The organism is Bradyrhizobium sp. USDA 4452 (assembly GCF_054063575.1).
This window is the reverse complement of sequence record NZ_JBSSGK010000001.1, coordinates 6,578,343-6,594,221: the sequence shown is the minus strand read 5'-3', so window position 1 is coordinate 6,594,221 and position 15,879 is coordinate 6,578,343. Positions and strand designations below refer to the sequence as shown.

Below are 15,879 nucleotides of genomic sequence, written 5' to 3'. Positions count from 1 at the left end.
GCTCCCTAGTGAGACTGCTCGATATTGAGGACCTTGCCGAGCCCGAGGAACGCATTGGCAAAGGCGATCAGGGCGGCGGTCCCGACGATGTACATGACCGACAATGCCGCCATCGATGGATCGGCGAACTCGCGCACGTAATTGTACATCGCGACGGGAAGCGTCTGGGTGCGTTGCGAGGTCACGAACAGCGAAGCCGTGAACTCGTTGAACGACAGGATCGCCGCGAACAGCCAGCCGCTGACGAGCCCGGGCAGCAGCAGCGGCAGGGTGACGGTGGCCAGGACACGAAGCGGTCCGGCGCCGAGGCTTGATGCCGCGTGTTCGTAGCTCTGATCGAGATTTCTCAGCGACACGTACACACTGCGCAACACAAACGGCAGCACCAGGATGACGTGACAGATCACGACGATGGCAAAGCCGCGGCTCAGGCCGACTTGCGCCGCAAGGATGAGAAAGCCGAGCCCGACCGTGAAATGCGGAATCACCAGGGGCGAGATGAGGATTCCCTCGATGGCGGACTTGAGCGGAAACTCGTAGCGATCGATGACAAATGCGAACATGCCGCCGACGCACAGCGCGATCGTCGAGCTCCAGGTCGTGACGATCAGGCCGTTGAAGAACCCTTGCCGGAAATCCTCGTAGGCGAGGGCCCGACCGAACCAACGCCACGACCAGGTCTGCGGCGGAAACGACAGGATGGGTTTGTCGTTGAACGCGGCGATCGTCACGACCGCTGCCGGCAAGATGAGAAACGCGACGATGACGAACACCGTCAGCAATCCGATCCAGCCGAGCACTTTCTGATAGGTCGAGCGCGGGATCATCAGTGCACCTCGATCTTCCGAAGCGGGCGGGAGGCAAGCCGAAGAAGTCCAAGCACCAGAGCCGTCAAAGCCAGCCCGGCCACGCACAACGTCGCGGCGAAGGGGAAATTGAAGCTCGAGAACCCAAGCTGGTAGACCAGATTTGAGATCATATTGACGCGGCCGCCGCCGATCAGCTGCGGCGTGGCGAATGCCGAGAATGTCCAGGCGAATGCCGTCGTGGTGCCGGCGACCACGCCCGGCAGCGACAGCGGCAATGTCACCGTCAGGAACACGCGAATGGGCCCGGCTCCCAGACTTTCGGCCGCTCGGGGATAGTCGCGGTCTATATGGGATAGTCCGGCGGCCAGCATGATGACCATGACCGGTAGCGTGACGTGCACGAGAGCGACCACAACGCCGAATGACGTGAACATCAGCTGCAGCGGCTTGCCGATGAGGCCGAGCGACATCAGCAACGAATTGATGAAGCCGTTGTTGCCAAGGACGATGATCCACGCATAGGTGCGAACGACCTCGCCCAGAAACAGCGGCGTCACGACAATCACGAGGAGAATGGATCGCAGGATCGGCTGTTCGACGCGCACCAGCGCATAGGCCAGCGGATATCCGACGATCAACGTCACGACCGCGGTCATCGCGCACACGACGACGGTATCGAGAAACACGCGCGCATAGAGTGGTTTCAGGAGGTCAGCGAAATTCGCCAGCGTCAATCCGCCGGGATCGAGCGATCCCGGCACGTAGGCCCTGAGGCTGTACTGCAGGACCGCAGCCATCGCCGCGAGGAATCCGACGGCACACAGCGTCGCCGGCGCTGTGAAGATGCGCAGGAATGGCTGCTGATTCATGAGCGGGGCCGATCTGGCAACGGATCAGTTCATGATGTTTTCGGCGAACCATTTGCGCCATTCCGCCGTCTTGCCGGCGCGCAGCTTGGCGTCGATGTTGATCTGCTGCTTCCATTGCTCCGCCGACGTGAAGACGCCAGGAAGCTTGGCGATGTCCGGGTCGATCTTCGCGTTGAGGACTGCCGGGCTCCCCTTTTTCTGCTTCGAAATCTCGGCCTGGATGTCGGGGTCATAGAGCGTGTTGATGAACTTGTACGCGAGGTCCGCCTTCTTCGACCCCTTCATGATCGCGACGGTGTCGATACCCAGCACCGCGCCTTCCTTCGGCATCGCGAGTGCAATCGGAATGCCCTGCCCGATCATGTAGTAGGCGTTCATCGAGAGCACGATCTGCACCGGCGTCTCGCCGCTCGCGAGCAGTTGCTGGCTGTTGGCGTCGTTGGTGTAGAACGCCTTGAAGTTTGGCTTCAGCGCCTTGAGCTTCTCCTCGCCCTTTTCCCAATGGGCCGGGTCGGCGCCGGCAAGAATGGCGGAGACTGCAATGATGTGGCCGGGATCGAAATCCGGAGCGGCGAGCTTGTCCTTCAGCTCCGACTTCCAGAGATCGCTCCAGCTCTCGAACTTGGTATCCTTGATCAGATCGGGGCGGTAGCCGATCGTGTAGACATAAGCCCAGGCGCCGAGGTGATAGGGACTGATCCGCGCCTCGTCCGCGAGATTCTTCGCATTGGGGATCTTCGAGGTATCGATCGCCTCGAACAACCCGTCATTGGCATAGAGCCACCCGACATGCGAGGTCGTGAACGTCACGTCGCTTTCGGGATTTCCCTTGGCGAGCTTTTCCTTGTTCAGCCGATCGATCGTGCCGCCAGTGATGAATTCGACCGGCACGCCGGTTTCGGCGGTGAATTTCCTGGCAACCGTCTCGGCCACCAGATCACGCCAACTGCCGCCCCAGATACTGACAACGAGCTTGTCTTGTGCGTGAGCCGGCAACGCAATCAGAACAGCGATCAACACAGACCAAAGGCGAAGCATAGGTGCAGTCTCCCTCCAGCGAAGGAATGCAGCGCCCGGCTCCAGCTGCAATCCTCGGTCATGAAATTAAACTTATCATCTGCTTAATAGTACCTTTTATCAGGCGGCCCATCGACCCGCAATAGGTTTGTCTTATCGACAATAGTACCTTTTGCGATTAGCCTGCGCTCGACGTTGGTTGAAATCGCGGAGGCAGTCGATGACGACATCGACGGAAGCTTTAGAGGCCCATCGGCCGTCGGCCGTTCTGAATGCGCTCAAGCGTCTTGGATTCGGCACCGTCGTCTCCGTCCCCGACAGCTGGCTGGGCGAAATTCTCATTCGCATCGACCGGGAGCCGGGCATGACGCTGGTGCGCGCAACCCATGAGGAGGAGGCGCTCGCGATCGCTTGCGGAAGCCGGCTCGGCGGCGTCCGCACCGCCCTGCTGGTGCAGAATGCCGGCGTGCTCAGCATGGGCGCGGGCATGGTGTCGCTCGCGCAGCGTTACCAATTCCCGCTTCTGATGCTGGTGTCCTACCGGGGCACGCCCGACGATCCGGTGTTCTACCACATACCGAAGGGCCGAGCGACGGAGCCGGTCTTCCGTGGCATCGGCCTCGCCCATGCCTGCACCGATCGATACCGTCCGATCGGTCCGCAGATCGAACATGCCGCAACCTATGCGGAGGAAGCTTCGTGTCCGTTTGCCCTGCTGATGGGTCGGGAGGATATCCAGTGGTGACCAATGCACGACCGACCCGCACCGATTACTACAGGGTGCTTGCCGGCAGTCTGCCGTCCCGCGCGCTCGTCGTGACGTCGCTCGGCAATGCCTCGTATTTGTGGGCATCGCTGCATCACGCGCCGGAGAACTTCTACTTCGAAGACGCCATGGGACTAACCCTCCCGCTGGCGCTGGGCCTGGCGATTGCTCAACCGGACCGCCCGGTCATTGCGGTTGAGGGCGATGGCGCCCTGCTCATGCATATGGGCGCGCTCGTTACGATTGGCGCGATGAACCCATCCAATCTCACCATCCTCCTGATCCAGAACGGCGTTCACGCAGCTTCGGGCGGCCAGGCCCTGACCAACGCAGCGCTCGATCTGGCACAACTGGCGCGCGCCTCGGGAATCCAGCACGCCGAGAATCTGAATGCGCCGGGCGCACTCGCTGCCCGCATCGCCGCGGCCGAGAAGCGCGATGGCGTCGGAGTCCTGGTTCTGGCGACAGAGCCCGACATCGAAGTCGTACGGCCCCCGATCTCGCTCGATCCGGTCGCAACAAAACATCGCTTCATGGCTGCGATTGAGGCGCCACGGTACATCCCGACGCTGTTCGGCGGCGGGATGCTCGAGCGGCCCTAGCCGACCGGATTTTGCATTTGTGCAAATCATAGCGGTCCGCTTCGTTATCGAAGCGGGCCGCTTTTTGCGCGCTCCCACATGTCACCAGGGGACGACGCTGCGATCTTAGGCACGGGACGTCGAAACTTTGAACTTGTCCGTCATTCATCACCTAGTACGATGTGTAGGACCATGGACTATTTGCTGGTTCGCTCGCTCTTGATGAGGACGACGACAACGATGCACAGCAACCAGGACGGCTTGCGGATTGATGTGGCCGCGTCGATTTCCGTCGGCATGCCGGTTATTCACTTCAATGACGGCGGCTCCCCGGTCCAAGCTGATGAGTTTGGTGAGACGGCGGCTGCAGATCATCCGCAACGCGGCGAACGTCGAATGTCGGTGCCCCAGGCCTTGCTGATGTGGATTTGCTCGTCTTCCGGTGAGGCATGGCCTTCCCTTGAACTCATCCTGGGCGCTGCGCCGTCGCGGCAGGACCGGATCTGGCGGGCTCCGGTTCACCTGCGGTCAGCCACCCAGGTAAGCGGACCGCACATGCTCATCGTCAATCAGATCCTTGCCGCTGCCGGATAGAACGATCGAACCGGTCTCCAGAAGATATGCATAGTCGCACATCTCGAGCGCCGAGTAGGCGTTCTGCTCGACCATCAAGATCGTCGTCCCGGACTTCCTGATGCCATCGATGATCGAGAACACCTGCTCGACGATGTTGGGGGCCAGACCGAGCGATGGCTCGTCGAACATCATGAGCCTGGGCTTGGACATGATCGCGCGCCCGATCGCCAGCATCTGCTGCTCGCCGCCGGATAGCGTTCCCGCCACCTGATGGCGGCGCTCGGCCAGTCGCGGAAACATCGCGAAGATCCGCTCCCGATCTGCCGCGATCTCCCGACGGTCGGAGCGCAGATACGCGCCCATGTCGAGATTTTCGTCGACGGTCATATCAGGGAACACACGCCGCCCCTCAGGGCAATGCGCGATTCCCTTGCCCAGGATTTCCCGCGCCGAGCACTTCGTAATGTCGTGCCCGTCGAACGTAATACGTCCGGCCGCCGACGGCAGGATTCCCGAGATCGCCCGCAACGTCGTGCTTTTGCCGGCACCGTTCGCTCCGATCAGCGCGACCAACTGTCCCTGCCCGATCGACAAGGTGACGCCCTTGAGCGCCTCGACCTTGCCATACCGGCAAACCAGACCGTTAATGTGCAGCATGCCGGCTGGCTCCTTCACCCAGATAGGCACGGATGACCTCGGGATTGCCGCGGATCGCCGCAGGCGGCCCTTCGGCAATGATGCGGCCGTAGTTGAGCACGACAATGCGATCGGAGACGCCCATGACCATGGGCACATCGTGCTCCACCAGCAATATCGACATGCCGCGGCCGTGCAGCCTGTTGAGCAGTTCCATGAACCGGGCGGTTTCCGTCGCGTTCATGCCTGACACCGGCTCATCCAGCAAAAGCATCGACGGGTCCGTTGCAAGTGCAAGCGCGACGCCGAGCAGACGCTGGTCACCGTAGGACAGCGACCCCGCGAGCTCGTCCGCACGGCGCGCGATCCCTACGATCTCGAGCAGTTCGTGCGCCAGATTCCTCAGCTCCGCCTCCGCGCGCCCTTCGCGCGGCAGTGCCAGCAGCGTATCCAGCAGCGTCGACCGGCTGCGCCGGTGCAAGCCGATCATCACATTCTCGAACACGGTCACGCTCTGGAACACGCTGGTACGCTGAAAGGTCCGCGCCAGGCCAAGTGACGTGACTTCATGCGGCTTGAGGTTACTCAGCGACGTATTCTTGTAGCGCACCTCGCCCTTGGTCGGCCGCAGAAAGCCGGTGATGACATTGAAGGCCGTCGTCTTGCCGGCGCCGTTCGGTCCGATCAGGCTGACAATTTCACCCTGGTTGACGACGAAGCTCATGTCGGTGATCGCAATCAACCCGCCGAAATGCACGGCGATATGTTCAACGGACAGAACCGGCTGCGGGGTATTGGCGGGCATAATGCTCATGGCGCGTCGTGCATCTTGGCTTGGAGCGGCTCAGGATCGGCGCGGGCGCCAGACGCTGCGAACCACTTCTCGATGGCGGGGACAATTCCCTTGGGCAGCACGAAGACGATGATGATCATCAGCAGGCCATACAGGATCCACTGAATCTCAGGGGTGGCGAAAGACCGGGCGGCGACCGGAATGAAGCCGAAGATGAGGCCGCCGACGATGGGGCCCGCGAGGGTGCCCTTGCCGCCCGAGATCACCATGATCACCATCGTGACCGTGTAGAGAAACGCAAACACGTCGGGATCGATGATCTTGAGGTAATGGGCGTAGAGGCTGCCGGCGGCCCCCGCGATGCCCGCCGAAAAGACCGCGGCCAGCACCAGATAGCGGGTCACGTCGATCCCGACCGAGACCGCGAGCGACTCGTTCTCCTTGAGCGCGATCATTGCCCGCCCGACACGAGAGCAGACGAGACGCTGGATGACGATGTAGGACACCACAAGGACGGCTAGCACGAGGTAGTAGTTGGATTGCTTGCTGTAGAAGTCGAGATAGCCGACCCCGGGCAGCCCCAGCGTCATTGGCGGGATCGAGGTCAAGGCCAGCGGTCCTTGGGTCAACTCGACCCAGTTCAGCGCGATCAGCCGGACCACTTCCGCAAAGCTGATGGTCACGATGACGAAGTAGGCACCTCGCACCTTGAAGGATAGCTTCCCGACGGCGTAGCCGCAGAGCGCGGCACCCAGCGTGCCGATCACGAACCCGATCCAGACCGGCCAGGGTTCGTGAACCACGCGGATACCGCCGATCAATTCGACATCGAAGCCCAGCGACACCAGCGCGCTGGTGTAGGCTCCGATGCCAAAGAATGCGACGTGACCCAGGCTCAGCTGTCCCGTGTACCCGAGCAGGAGATTGAGGCTCATCGCCGCAATGATGAGGATACCCGTCGTGATGAAGGCGTTCAGCAGATACGGATCGTGCAGCCAAAGCGGGACTGATGCGAACGCTGCGAGCGCCACATAGCGGATCAGGCGATTCATCCGATCCGCTCCGCGCGTGCAAACAGGCCGGTCGGCTTGAAGAGGAGAACGGCTATGATGATCAGAAAGCCCATGGCGTCGCGGTAGCCCGACGAAACGTATCCGGCACCAAGCTCCTCAGCCAGCGCCAGCAGGAAGCCGCCGATGGTGGCCCCGCCGATGCTGCCGAGACCGCCCAGGATGACGATGGCGAAAGCCTTCAATGATGCGAGATTGCCCATTTGCGGGGAGATGACATAGACCGGCCCAAGCAATGCGCCCGCCGCTGCCGCGAGGCTCGAGCCGATCGCGAACGTCGCCATGTAGATGAACTGGATGTTGACGCCCATGAGCGCCGCGGCGTCACGATCCTGGAAGGTCGCGCGCATTGCCTTGCCGAGCTTTGTGCGGTTGATCAGGAGATAGGACACGCCGATCAGGGCGAGGGCCGCGCAGAAGACGAACAGGCGCAACCAGGACACCGAAATCGAACCAACGACGAGCGGAAGTTCCGGAAACGGCGTCGAAACCGACTTCGCAACGCCACCCCAGACGAACTGCTCGCCATTCTGCATCACGATCATGGCGCCGATCATGACCAGCATGGTCGTATCGATGTCCGCGCCACGCATCGGGCGCAACAGGACGACTTCGATCAGTGCACCAGCAAAGCAGCCCAACACGACCGCCACGATCAGCGCAAGGAAGAAATTCAGGCCGAGCATCACACCGACGAAATACAGCGCATAGGCCCCGAAGGAGTACAGCTCGCCATGCGCGAAATTGACGACGCGCATGATACCGAAGATGAGCGTGAGCCCAATACCCAGCAGCGCGTAGGTGCTGCCCAGGATGAGCGTGTTGACGATGTGTTGCAGAAGCTCGGTCATGCTGATTTCCCGGCCGGACGACCGCTGATCCTCTCTTCAGAGCATGTTCAATGGGCGATGCAGTGCCAAGGCGCCACCAATTATGGCGGCGCCTTCCGCAAGTCGTCGAGCTCAGGAGCCGGACAGGACGATCTTCTCGTTCTCGATCTTGATCAGATAGAGATTGGGCATGCTCTGGCCGCTTTCCTTGCCGGCCGGCCCCTGTTTCTGGAACTTGATCTGACCATTCAGGCCGGCAAAGTCGGTCGTCCAAAGCGCATCGGTGATCGCCGCAGGCTCTGCCTTGCCGGCCCGCTGGATCGCATTGGCGATGGTGCGAATACCGTCGTAGCCGCGGAAGCTCTCGGTCGCTCCGGCGATCGCATAGCCGCGCTTCTTCCATTCGCCGAGGAAATACTTCGTCGCTGCCGGGTCAGGGGTCTTGTCCGGATACCAGGGCGCGAAGGTCGTCAGATGCATGGAGCCGTTCGCCGCGGCGCCGGCCTGCTCGATCAGCTGATCCGGATTCTGCGAGCCGCCCGTGGTGACGATCCGCTTGGTGATGCCGAGCGCGGCGGCCTGCTTCAACACCAGGGTGAGTTGCTCGACCGCGGTCGTGACCATGATCGTGTCCGAGTCGGTCGCCTTGATCTTGGCAAGCTGGGCGCTCATGTCCTGCGCGGCCTGATCCATGATCTCGACGAGGCCGACCTGAATGTTTTGCGCCTTCATGACCTTGCCGAAGTCCTCGGCCGATCCGCGGCCCCAGTCATTGTTGATGACGAGGAAGTCGGCCTTCTTGATGCCGAGTGACGGCATGATGGACTTGAACTCGGTCGCCTCGACCGAGGACGGCGGTGAGATACGGAAGATGTAGGAATTGCCCGACGTCGTGATCTTGCTGGAGGACGAGGTCTCCACCACCATCGGGACCTTGTATTCCATGAGCTTCGGCATCACTGCGAGCGTCAGGCTCGAGCCCCAGGCGCCCATGATCACTGGCACCTTGTCGCCGGTGATCAGCTTCTCGGCTACGGCTGCGGCCTCCGTCGGATTGCTCTTGTTGTCTTCGATGACCAACTCGATCTTGCGACCGAGCAGACCGCCCTTGGCGTTGATTTCGTCGGCGGCAATCTTGGCGCCGTTCACGACATACGTACCGGAAGCGGCGAACGGACCGGTGAGCGGCTCATTGACACCGATCTTGATGGTCTGAGCCGCCGCGCCCGTCACCAGTGCGGTCGACATCGCCGCGGCGAGGGCCGCGCCCGTAATCAATCCGTGTGCTCGCCTCATCTTTCCTCCTGTGCTCGCATGAGCCATGCCTAGGGAACGAAACACCGGTGCAGCGCGCCAGCTTATGGATGCTGGCCATTCGTCACCGCGGTGATGATCCTATCATCCTATTATTAGTATCTTAAAGATACTTGTGATCTGTCGTCAAGCAGGCGCCCTGCTCTATTTTTGTTTTGCATTGCCCTCATTTGACGCAGGCCGCTCATCATTTGCGCGATTGCTTTCGGCTAGACCAATTTCGAAACTCCTTCGACGGACACGATGCCGCGCGTGCGGATCAGGCGTTCGCCAAACTCGCTTCTTTGTTGAACTCGATGGTGAGTTGATCCCATTCGCCCAGGCTGTCCTGAATCTTGCTCCAGAAGGACTGCGACCGGCGTCGCTCAAAATCGGCGACTGAAACGCCTTGCTGTTCGACCCAGGTGTAGTAGCCGAGGTTGAAGACGGCGCGTCGCGAAAGCTCCGTCAGCTCGACAACATTGTCGGATGCGGCGCCGAGCAGGCAGGCGCCGAAGATTTCGGCGGCATTCACCTGATCAAGACCACGCGCGTAGTGCTTCTCTTCGAACTGCCTGCGTTCGCTGCCGTACATGGAGGCACTGTCCGTCGCCACGGTGACGATGGCCTTCTCGGGCCCGTAGTTCATCAGCTTTGCCAGCTTGATCGAGGCGATGACGTTGGCGAGCCCGGAGATGCCGACATGGTCAAAGGCGCGCACCAGCACGGGGTCGAGTCCGCAGCGCGTCTCGAGATAATCCCGGCCCGCTTTCGAGCCGAACAGCAGATTGAGCTGGTCCGTGGTTCGGTCCGAGACCCCGACGACGAAGTCGAGGTTCATGACATTGTGAATCAGCGGAATGTGCTTGTCGCCGATCCCCTGGATGTTGTGCTCGCCATAGCCGTTGTTGAGCATCGTTGGACACTCGAGCGCCTCGACGGCAACGACTTTCGAGCCCCAGCGCGTCTTGAGAAAATCACCCGCGGCGATCGTCCCCGACGATCCGGTCGCCGAGACGAAGGCCGCCAGTTCGTGGCTCTCGTTTTGGTTGAATGCCTTGAAGGCATCTTCCGCCGCGCGCCCCGTGCATTCATAGTGGATGAGATAGTTCGAGAACGACGAGAACTGGTTGAGAATGATGTTGCTGTCGTCCCGCCTGAGCTCCGCGCACTTGTCGTAGATCTCCTTGACGTTGCTCTCGGTGCCGGGTGTCCGGATGATGTCGGCAGGGTCGCTGACCCACTTCTCGAGCCATTCGAAGCGCTCGCGGCTCATGCCTTCGGGCAAGACGGCCACGCCGCGACAGCCGAGGATCCGTGAAACGGCGACACCGCCGCGACAGTAATTGCCGGTGGAAGGCCAGACGGCCTTCTGCCTTGACGGATCGAAGCGCCCGGTCACGAGCTGCTCGATCAAGGCAGCATAGGCCGGCAGCACCTTGTGTGCGCCGATCATCGGAAAGCGGTCACCGAGCAGCACGATGATCTTGGCATCGACGCCGGTGATCTCCTTCGGCAGCACGATATGGCCCGGCACCAGGTCCCTGCCCCGGCGGTTTTCCGCATTGTACCAGTGCATGCGCCAGAGGTTCGCGGCACTCGGCTCGTCCGGTCCTACCGCCGCGATGTCCTCCCACACCTTGGCCGACGGAAGCGGTGGGTGCGCGAGCTGGGAGAAGGTCGGCAGCTTCAGGTTAAGTCTGCGCGCCTGCGCCGCAGCCTGCCGCCAGCCTTTTCTGTCGACAATATTCGGCTCGATCACAAACGCCATTTTCAAACATCCCTGTTGGAGAGTTCTCTGCTCTCGCGGCCTTCCGGGTCCTTTAGCACCCCGCGGATCGCATCTCGGTGCCGGTCTGCCGCTCGCGGACCGCGTCAAATGAGCGCTGCCTCCGCACCTCGTCCGCGACGCCGTAGGTCGTCGTGCGCTGACGCGGCACACGGCCTGCCGAAACGATGATCGATTCGAGCTCCTGCGGCGTCATCTCCTGGCCGTGCGAGGCGCCGGCCGACCGCGAGATGCTTTCATCCATCAGAGTACCACCGAGGTCGTTCACGCCGGCCGAAAGGCAGTGCCGCAGCCCCTCCGGTCCCATCTTGACCCAGGACGCCTGGATATTGGTGATGTGCGGATTGAGGACGAGGCGCGACACCGCGTGCATGAGGACCGCCTCGCGGAATGTCGGGCCCGGACGCGCCCGGCCCTTGAGATAGACCGGCGCTTCCATGTGAACGAACGGCAACGGTACGAGCTCGGTAAATCCGCCGGTCTCCGCCTGCAGGCGTCGCAGCCGGAGCAGATGCCGCGCCCAATGGTCGTAACGTTCGATATGGCCGAACATGATGGTGGCCGTCGATCGGAGCCCGATCGAATGCGCCGTGCGCATCACGTCGAGCCACTGCTGGGTCCTGATCTTGTCCGCGCAGAGCATCTCGCGCACCTCGTCGTCGAGGATTTCAGCGGCCGTTCCCGGCAAAGTGCCGAGGCCTGCCGCCTTCAGCTCCTGCAGGAACTCGGCGACGGAAATGCCGAGCGTGTGCGCGCCCTGATGGATCTCGAGCGGCGAGAACGCATGAAGATGCATGGCCGGAACGGCGCCCTTCACGGCCCGGCAGATATCCAGATACTTCTGCCCGGTATAGGAAGGATGGATGCCGCCCTGCATGCACACCTCGGAGGCGCCGCGGTCCCAGGCCTCGGTGACCCGCTGCGCGACTTCGGACATCTCGAGGTCGTAAGGCCGCCCGCGCAGATTCTCGCTCATCTTCCCCTTCGAGAAGGCGCAGAACTGGCATTTGAAGGAGCAGATGTTGGTGTAATTGATGTTGCGGCAGACGACGTAGGACACCACGTCGCCGTTGACGCTGCTGCGCAATTCGTCGGCCGCCCGGCAAATGCTGGTGAAGTCGGTCTCGTGAGCGCGGAACAGCCTGACAATCTCGCCTTCCGACAGCTCATTGCCGCGCTGAGCCCTGGCGATTACGGATGTCACCTCGCCGCCATGCCCGATGCGTGGTGCGGACTTCAGCCATCCGAGCTCGCGCGACGGAATCCCGCCGACGTGGCCCGGATGCCAGTCGTCGCTGCGCGGAAATCCGTCGCCGTCGATGCGATCGAGGACCGACTTCAGCAGCTTGGTGTCGAGCCAGCGCGACGGATAGCGTGCGAAGCTCGGATAGATCGGCAGCCGCTTCTCGAGCCGCTTGCCGGTGGACCGTGTTGCAGCGTCCAGCAGCCGCAGATGCGGCCATGGTGCTTCGGGATTGACGTGGTCGGGCGTGACAGGCGACACGCCGCCCCAATCGTTGATCCCTGCCGCAACAACGCGCCCCAGGGCTGCCGGGCTCAGGTTCGGCGGCGCCTGAATGTTCATCTCCGGCTCGAAGATCAGGCGGGCAATGGCGATGGTCCAGAGATGATCGTCCACGGAGGGTGCCGGCGCATTGGCCATGCGCGTGCCAACCTTCGGCCGGAAGTTCTGGATGATGATCTCCTGCAGATGGCCATGCGCATCATTCAGGTCGCGCAGCGCAAGCAGCGCATCGATCCGTTCGGCCCGGGTCTCCCCGATGCCGATCAGGATTCCCGAGGTGAAGGGAACGGCCTGCTCACCGGCGGTCTTGATCGTCTGAAGCCTGACGGCCGGCACCTTGTCCGGCGATCCGAAGTGCGGACCGCCCTTCGCGCAAAGCCGGTCGGACGCGGACTCCAGCATGATGCCCTGCGAGACCGAGACCTTGCGCAGCATGGCAAGGTCGAGCTCGCTCATGATCCCGGGATTGACGTGAGGCAGCAGGCCGGTCTGCTCGAACACCGCCCTTGCAACTTCGGCGAGATACGACAGCGAGGATTCGTGGCCCAGCCTTGTCAGCTCCTCACGCGCGACGCGGTAGCGAAGCTCCGGCTTGTCACCGAGCGTAAACAGCGCCTCATGACAGCCGGCTTCCTTGCCGGCCCTGGCGATCGCGACGGCTTCGTCGACCGAGAGATACGGTTTGACGTTCGAACGCGGCGCGTGAGCGAACGTGCAGTAGTGACAGACATCGCGGCAGAGCTGGGTGAGCGGGATGAATACCTTGGGCGAATAGGTGATGACATCACCGTGCGCGGTATCCCTTCGCCTGGCGGCAGTCGTCAGGAGCTCGTCGATGTCAGTGAGATCGATGAGCCTGTAAGCCTCGCTTCGGGACAGGCGACGGTCGAACGGAAGACTCAAGACGGACGTCATCAGAACAGCCTCACGGGAACGGGATGGTCGTCGATGCCGAAGCGCTCGGCAATTCTGAGGTCATCAAGAAGCGAACCCGTCGTTCCGAGGTTTTGCGACGAGATCAGATACGGACCAAAATCGATCGGGCAGTCGATGTCCTTGCCGATACCATGGGACTTGAACACGCTGCAGCTCAGTTGCCGCTGCCGCGCCAGGTCGCGGTGCGCGCGAAAGCTCTCTTCGCCAAATCGAGGCTCCAGCATGTCGGGCGCCCGCATCGCCAGGGCATTGGTGCCACCATCGTAGAGTGCAGGTACGAGCACGACCGGCGTGTGGTCCAGCAACCGGATGACGTGTTCGAAGTCCTCCGGACGGGCGAACGGAATATCGGCGGGGACAACAAGAACCCGCCGCCCGTACGGCCGGAACGCATCGAGACCGCGCCGCACCGCGGCATTAACGCCGGTCTCGACCTCATCAAAGATCATGGCCGCGCCAAAACGCTTGGCGATCGCGAACGCCTCGGGATCGGCACTCACCACGGCGATGCCGGCCAGCGAGCGCGTATCCCGCAGGTTGCCGAGCACGTCGCACAGCATGGCTTGCGCCAGTTTTGCGCGCTCGGTCGCCACCAGGATATCGCACAGCCTGCTCTTTGCTTGACTGAACCGCTTGACCGGCACCAGCGCCCAGGTTTCGGAATCGTCCATCGCTTCGCTCAACCTTTCAGTCGATCAAGAAACTGAAGACACTCGCGTGCCAACTGAACACGCTCTTCCTTCGCGCGCATGATCGTGTTGGTCACATGCACGGGAATCCCGATCGCACCGGCGTCGGCCTGATCCTCTCGATCCATCACCAGACCGTCGAGGAAGCCATAGTGCCTGACGATCGAGGCGCAGTTTGTCGCGACGCCGAGCTCGTTCATGATCTTCACGGTCGGTCCCTTGATGGCGCGGCCGCCGACCAGCGGCGAGACTGCCACAATGGGGGCCCTGGTCGTGTCCAGGGCCGCCCGGATACCTGGAACGGCCAGGATCGGATCGATGCTGAGATACGGATTCGATGGACAGACAATGATGGCATCGGCGGCGCCGATGGCCCGCAGCGCGGCGTCGGTCGCGGTTGCATCGCTGGGGTTCTGGAATTCGATCTTCCTGACCTCGGGCCGGGCCTGCAGCTCGACGAAATAACGCTGAAACGCGAGCCTCTGATCGGCCGTGACGACGATCGTCGCAAACGGATCGTCGGTCATCGGCAGGATGCGCGCCTCAATGGCGAGATGCGATGCAATCCTGCCCGTGAAGTCGGTCAAGGTGACGCCGGCGCCGAGCGCGCGCGAGCGCAAGACGTGCATGGCAAGATCGCGGTCGCCCAAACGAAACCAGGTCTCGCCCTTGAGGCCGCCGAGCGCCTCCATGAAATTCCAGCTTTCGCCAGCACGTCCCCAGCCACGCTCTTCGTCGGCGAGTTCGCCGAGCGTGTAGATGACCGTGTCGATGTCCGGCGAGATCGTGAGACCGAGATGCTCGAAGTCGTCGCCCGTGTTCACGACAACGGCGAGCTTGGCGCCCAGCAAGCGATTGAGGCCATAGGCCAGCTTGGCGCCGCCGACCCCGCCGCAAAGCGCAACAACGTTGAGGTCGGCGCCACTCATCGAAACATGTCCTGGCTCTTGGGCCGCGCGAGCGCGGCCGCGGGTGAGACCGGTCCATCAAGCGTGAGGCCACGGACGAGGATGATCGGCATCCCCTCGCCCGCCTGCCCCATCAGGAGTGAAGCGCCGCCGGCGATCTCATCGGCGATGGCGATCTCGGTCACGCGCATCGCCCGGCCGAACATGTCGGGGACACCGATCTGGCTCAGCAGCGAGGGAATGCCGGCCGCGCCGATCGCCACCCCGACGACACCGTTGCGCCAGGGGCGGCCAAAGCTGTCGTTGATGATGATTCCAAGATCGAGGTCGCCGGCTGCGTCCAGCGCGACCTTCAGCTTCTGCGCGGATCCGTCGGGATCCTTGGGCAGCAGCAAGACGCGCTCTTCGTCGTCACGATGCTCGATGTTCGATTGATCGATCCCGGCGTTGGCCATGACGAAGCCGAGCCGGTGGGCGGCGATGACGACGTTCGGCCGGGTCTTGACGACCTCTGCGGATTCGCGAAGCACGACCTCGAGGAAGCGCGGGTCCTTGCCGACCGTCGTTGCGAGTTCGAGCGCCTGCGCGGACGGCTCGACGTCGCTCAGCCGAACGTAGCGCCCTTCCGATTTCGAGACGATCTTCTGCGCAATGACGAGGATGTCGCCCCGCTGCAGGTCTAGGGACATCCCGGCGAGGCTCTGCCTGATGAGCGCGGCAAGATCCTCGCCCGGCTCGACGCGCCGAATGTCCTGCAGGGCGATGTATTCGACTCGCGTCCCCACGGGCATG

At 62.3% G+C, this 15,879-nt stretch carries 16 protein-coding genes; 3 read left to right on the top strand and 13 right to left on the bottom strand.

From position 1 onward, the window contains the following. Window positions 1-5 precede the first annotated feature (5 nt). The 3 genes from ACVISU_RS30880 to ACVISU_RS30870 are packed head-to-tail and all read right to left on the bottom strand — an operon-like array spanning window position 6 to window position 2,716. Window positions 6-827 (bottom strand): ABC transporter permease, encoded by an 822-nt coding sequence (locus ACVISU_RS30880; protein ID WP_456709460.1) that lies wholly within the window; start codon window positions 825-827, stop codon window positions 6-8. Beyond that, complete coding sequence (locus ACVISU_RS30875; protein WP_456709459.1) at window positions 827-1,678, bottom strand: ABC transporter permease; 852 nt, start codon at window positions 1,676-1,678, stop codon at window positions 827-829. Before ACVISU_RS30875 ends, ACVISU_RS30880 begins: the two co-directional genes overlap by 1 nt. Window positions 1,679-1,702: 24 nt before the next feature. Continuing rightward, window positions 1,703-2,716, bottom strand: coding sequence for an ABC transporter substrate-binding protein (locus ACVISU_RS30870; RefSeq protein WP_456709458.1), 1,014 nt, complete (start codon window positions 2,714-2,716; stop codon window positions 1,703-1,705). Window positions 2,717-2,915: 199 nt separating this feature from the next. On the opposite strand from ACVISU_RS30870, the gene ACVISU_RS30865 reads away from it, so the two are divergent. The 3 genes from ACVISU_RS30865 to ACVISU_RS30855 all read left to right on the top strand — a co-directional run bounded on the left by ACVISU_RS30865 (window position 2,916) and on the right by ACVISU_RS30855 (window position 4,636). After that, window positions 2,916-3,440 carry a thiamine pyrophosphate-binding protein gene (locus ACVISU_RS30865; protein WP_456709457.1) on the top strand — a complete coding sequence of 175 codons (525 nt, stop codon included), beginning with the start codon at window positions 2,916-2,918 and terminating at the stop codon, window positions 3,438-3,440. Then, window positions 3,434-4,063, top strand: a complete 630-nt coding sequence (locus ACVISU_RS30860; RefSeq protein ID WP_456709456.1) for a thiamine pyrophosphate-dependent enzyme — start codon at window positions 3,434-3,436, stop codon at window positions 4,061-4,063. The genes ACVISU_RS30865 and ACVISU_RS30860 overlap by 7 nt, the downstream gene beginning before the upstream one ends. A gap of 171 nt (window positions 4,064-4,234) precedes the next feature. Further along, a complete protein-coding gene (locus ACVISU_RS30855) occupies window positions 4,235-4,636 on the top strand; it encodes a hypothetical protein (RefSeq protein ID WP_456709455.1) in 402 nt (133 codons plus the stop codon). Here the strand turns inward: ACVISU_RS30855 and ACVISU_RS30850 are convergent. The 10 genes from ACVISU_RS30850 to cofE all read right to left on the bottom strand — a co-directional run bounded on the left by ACVISU_RS30850 (window position 4,571) and on the right by cofE (window position 15,878). Continuing rightward, window positions 4,571-5,275, bottom strand: a complete 705-nt coding sequence (locus ACVISU_RS30850) for an ABC transporter ATP-binding protein (protein ID WP_050401140.1) — start codon at window positions 5,273-5,275, stop codon at window positions 4,571-4,573. The two genes, ACVISU_RS30855 and ACVISU_RS30850, sit on opposite strands and share 66 nt — an antisense overlap. Beyond that, window positions 5,262-6,059, bottom strand: coding sequence for an ABC transporter ATP-binding protein (locus tag ACVISU_RS30845; protein WP_157113445.1), 798 nt, complete (start codon window positions 6,057-6,059; stop codon window positions 5,262-5,264). Before ACVISU_RS30845 ends, ACVISU_RS30850 begins: the two co-directional genes overlap by 14 nt. Window positions 6,060-6,064: 5 nt before the next feature. Then, a complete protein-coding gene (locus ACVISU_RS30840) occupies window positions 6,065-7,099 on the bottom strand; it encodes a branched-chain amino acid ABC transporter permease (RefSeq protein WP_456709454.1) in 1,035 nt (344 codons plus the stop codon). Then, the gene (locus tag ACVISU_RS30835) at window positions 7,096-7,968 is read right to left on the bottom strand and encodes a branched-chain amino acid ABC transporter permease (protein ID WP_050401059.1); all 873 of its coding nucleotides are present in this window, start codon (window positions 7,966-7,968) and stop codon (window positions 7,096-7,098) included. Before ACVISU_RS30835 ends, ACVISU_RS30840 begins: the two co-directional genes overlap by 4 nt. A gap of 111 nt (window positions 7,969-8,079) precedes the next feature. Continuing rightward, entirely contained in the window at window positions 8,080-9,243 is a 1,164-nt protein-coding gene (locus ACVISU_RS30830; RefSeq protein WP_050401060.1) for an ABC transporter substrate-binding protein, read from the bottom strand. A gap of 277 nt (window positions 9,244-9,520) precedes the next feature. After that, on the bottom strand, window positions 9,521-11,011 hold the full coding sequence (locus tag ACVISU_RS30825) for a pyridoxal-phosphate dependent enzyme (protein ID WP_456709453.1): 1,491 nt from the start codon (window positions 11,009-11,011) through the stop codon (window positions 9,521-9,523). A 52-nt stretch (window positions 11,012-11,063) separates the two neighbouring features. Next, a complete protein-coding gene (cofH, locus tag ACVISU_RS30820; RefSeq protein ID WP_456709452.1) occupies window positions 11,064-13,469 on the bottom strand; it encodes a 5-amino-6-(D-ribitylamino)uracil--L-tyrosine 4-hydroxyphenyl transferase CofH in 2,406 nt (801 codons plus the stop codon). Then, on the bottom strand, window positions 13,469-14,161 hold the full coding sequence (cofC, locus tag ACVISU_RS30815; RefSeq protein WP_456709451.1) for a 2-phospho-L-lactate guanylyltransferase: 693 nt from the start codon (window positions 14,159-14,161) through the stop codon (window positions 13,469-13,471). Before cofC ends, cofH begins: the two co-directional genes overlap by 1 nt. An 8-nt stretch (window positions 14,162-14,169) precedes the next feature. Further along, a complete protein-coding gene (cofD, locus tag ACVISU_RS30810; RefSeq protein ID WP_456709450.1) occupies window positions 14,170-15,108 on the bottom strand; it encodes a 2-phospho-L-lactate transferase in 939 nt (312 codons plus the stop codon). After that, window positions 15,105-15,878, bottom strand: a complete 774-nt coding sequence (gene cofE / locus ACVISU_RS30805; protein WP_050401065.1) for a coenzyme F420-0:L-glutamate ligase — start codon at window positions 15,876-15,878, stop codon at window positions 15,105-15,107. The genes cofD and cofE overlap by 4 nt, the downstream gene beginning before the upstream one ends. Window position 15,879 lies beyond the last annotated feature (1 nt).

Excerpts from the sequence above, each read along its gene's own strand:
- ACVISU_RS30855 (WP_456709455.1), top strand. The coding sequence starts at position 4,235 with ATGGACTATTTGCTGGTTCGCTCGCTCTTGATGAGGACGACGACAACG.
- ACVISU_RS30845 (WP_157113445.1), bottom strand. The coding sequence starts at position 6,059 with ATGCCCGCCAATACCCCGCAGCCGGTTCTGTCCGTTGAACATATCGCC.
- ACVISU_RS30840 (WP_456709454.1), bottom strand. The coding sequence starts at position 7,099 with ATGAATCGCCTGATCCGCTATGTGGCGCTCGCAGCGTTCGCATCAGTC.
- ACVISU_RS30865 (WP_456709457.1), top strand. The coding sequence starts at position 2,916 with ATGACGACATCGACGGAAGCTTTAGAGGCCCATCGGCCGTCGGCCGTT.
- ACVISU_RS30830 (WP_050401060.1), bottom strand. The coding sequence starts at position 9,243 with ATGAGGCGAGCACACGGATTGATTACGGGCGCGGCCCTCGCCGCGGCG.
- ACVISU_RS30835 (WP_050401059.1), bottom strand. The coding sequence starts at position 7,968 with ATGACCGAGCTTCTGCAACACATCGTCAACACGCTCATCCTGGGCAGC.
- cofE (WP_050401065.1), bottom strand. The coding sequence starts at position 15,878 with ATGCCCGTGGGGACGCGAGTCGAATACATCGCCCTGCAGGACATTCGG.
- cofC (WP_456709451.1), bottom strand. The coding sequence starts at position 14,161 with ATGGACGATTCCGAAACCTGGGCGCTGGTGCCGGTCAAGCGGTTCAGT.
- ACVISU_RS30825 (WP_456709453.1), bottom strand. The coding sequence starts at position 11,011 with ATGGCGTTTGTGATCGAGCCGAATATTGTCGACAGAAAAGGCTGGCGG.
- ACVISU_RS30875 (WP_456709459.1), bottom strand. The coding sequence starts at position 1,678 with ATGAATCAGCAGCCATTCCTGCGCATCTTCACAGCGCCGGCGACGCTG.
- ACVISU_RS30880 (WP_456709460.1), bottom strand. The coding sequence starts at position 827 with ATGATCCCGCGCTCGACCTATCAGAAAGTGCTCGGCTGGATCGGATTG.
- ACVISU_RS30850 (WP_050401140.1), bottom strand. The coding sequence starts at position 5,275 with ATGCTGCACATTAACGGTCTGGTTTGCCGGTATGGCAAGGTCGAGGCG.
- ACVISU_RS30870 (WP_456709458.1), bottom strand. The coding sequence starts at position 2,716 with ATGCTTCGCCTTTGGTCTGTGTTGATCGCTGTTCTGATTGCGTTGCCG.
- cofH (WP_456709452.1), bottom strand. The coding sequence starts at position 13,469 with ATGACGTCCGTCTTGAGTCTTCCGTTCGACCGTCGCCTGTCCCGAAGC.
- cofD (WP_456709450.1), bottom strand. The coding sequence starts at position 15,108 with ATGAGTGGCGCCGACCTCAACGTTGTTGCGCTTTGCGGCGGGGTCGGC.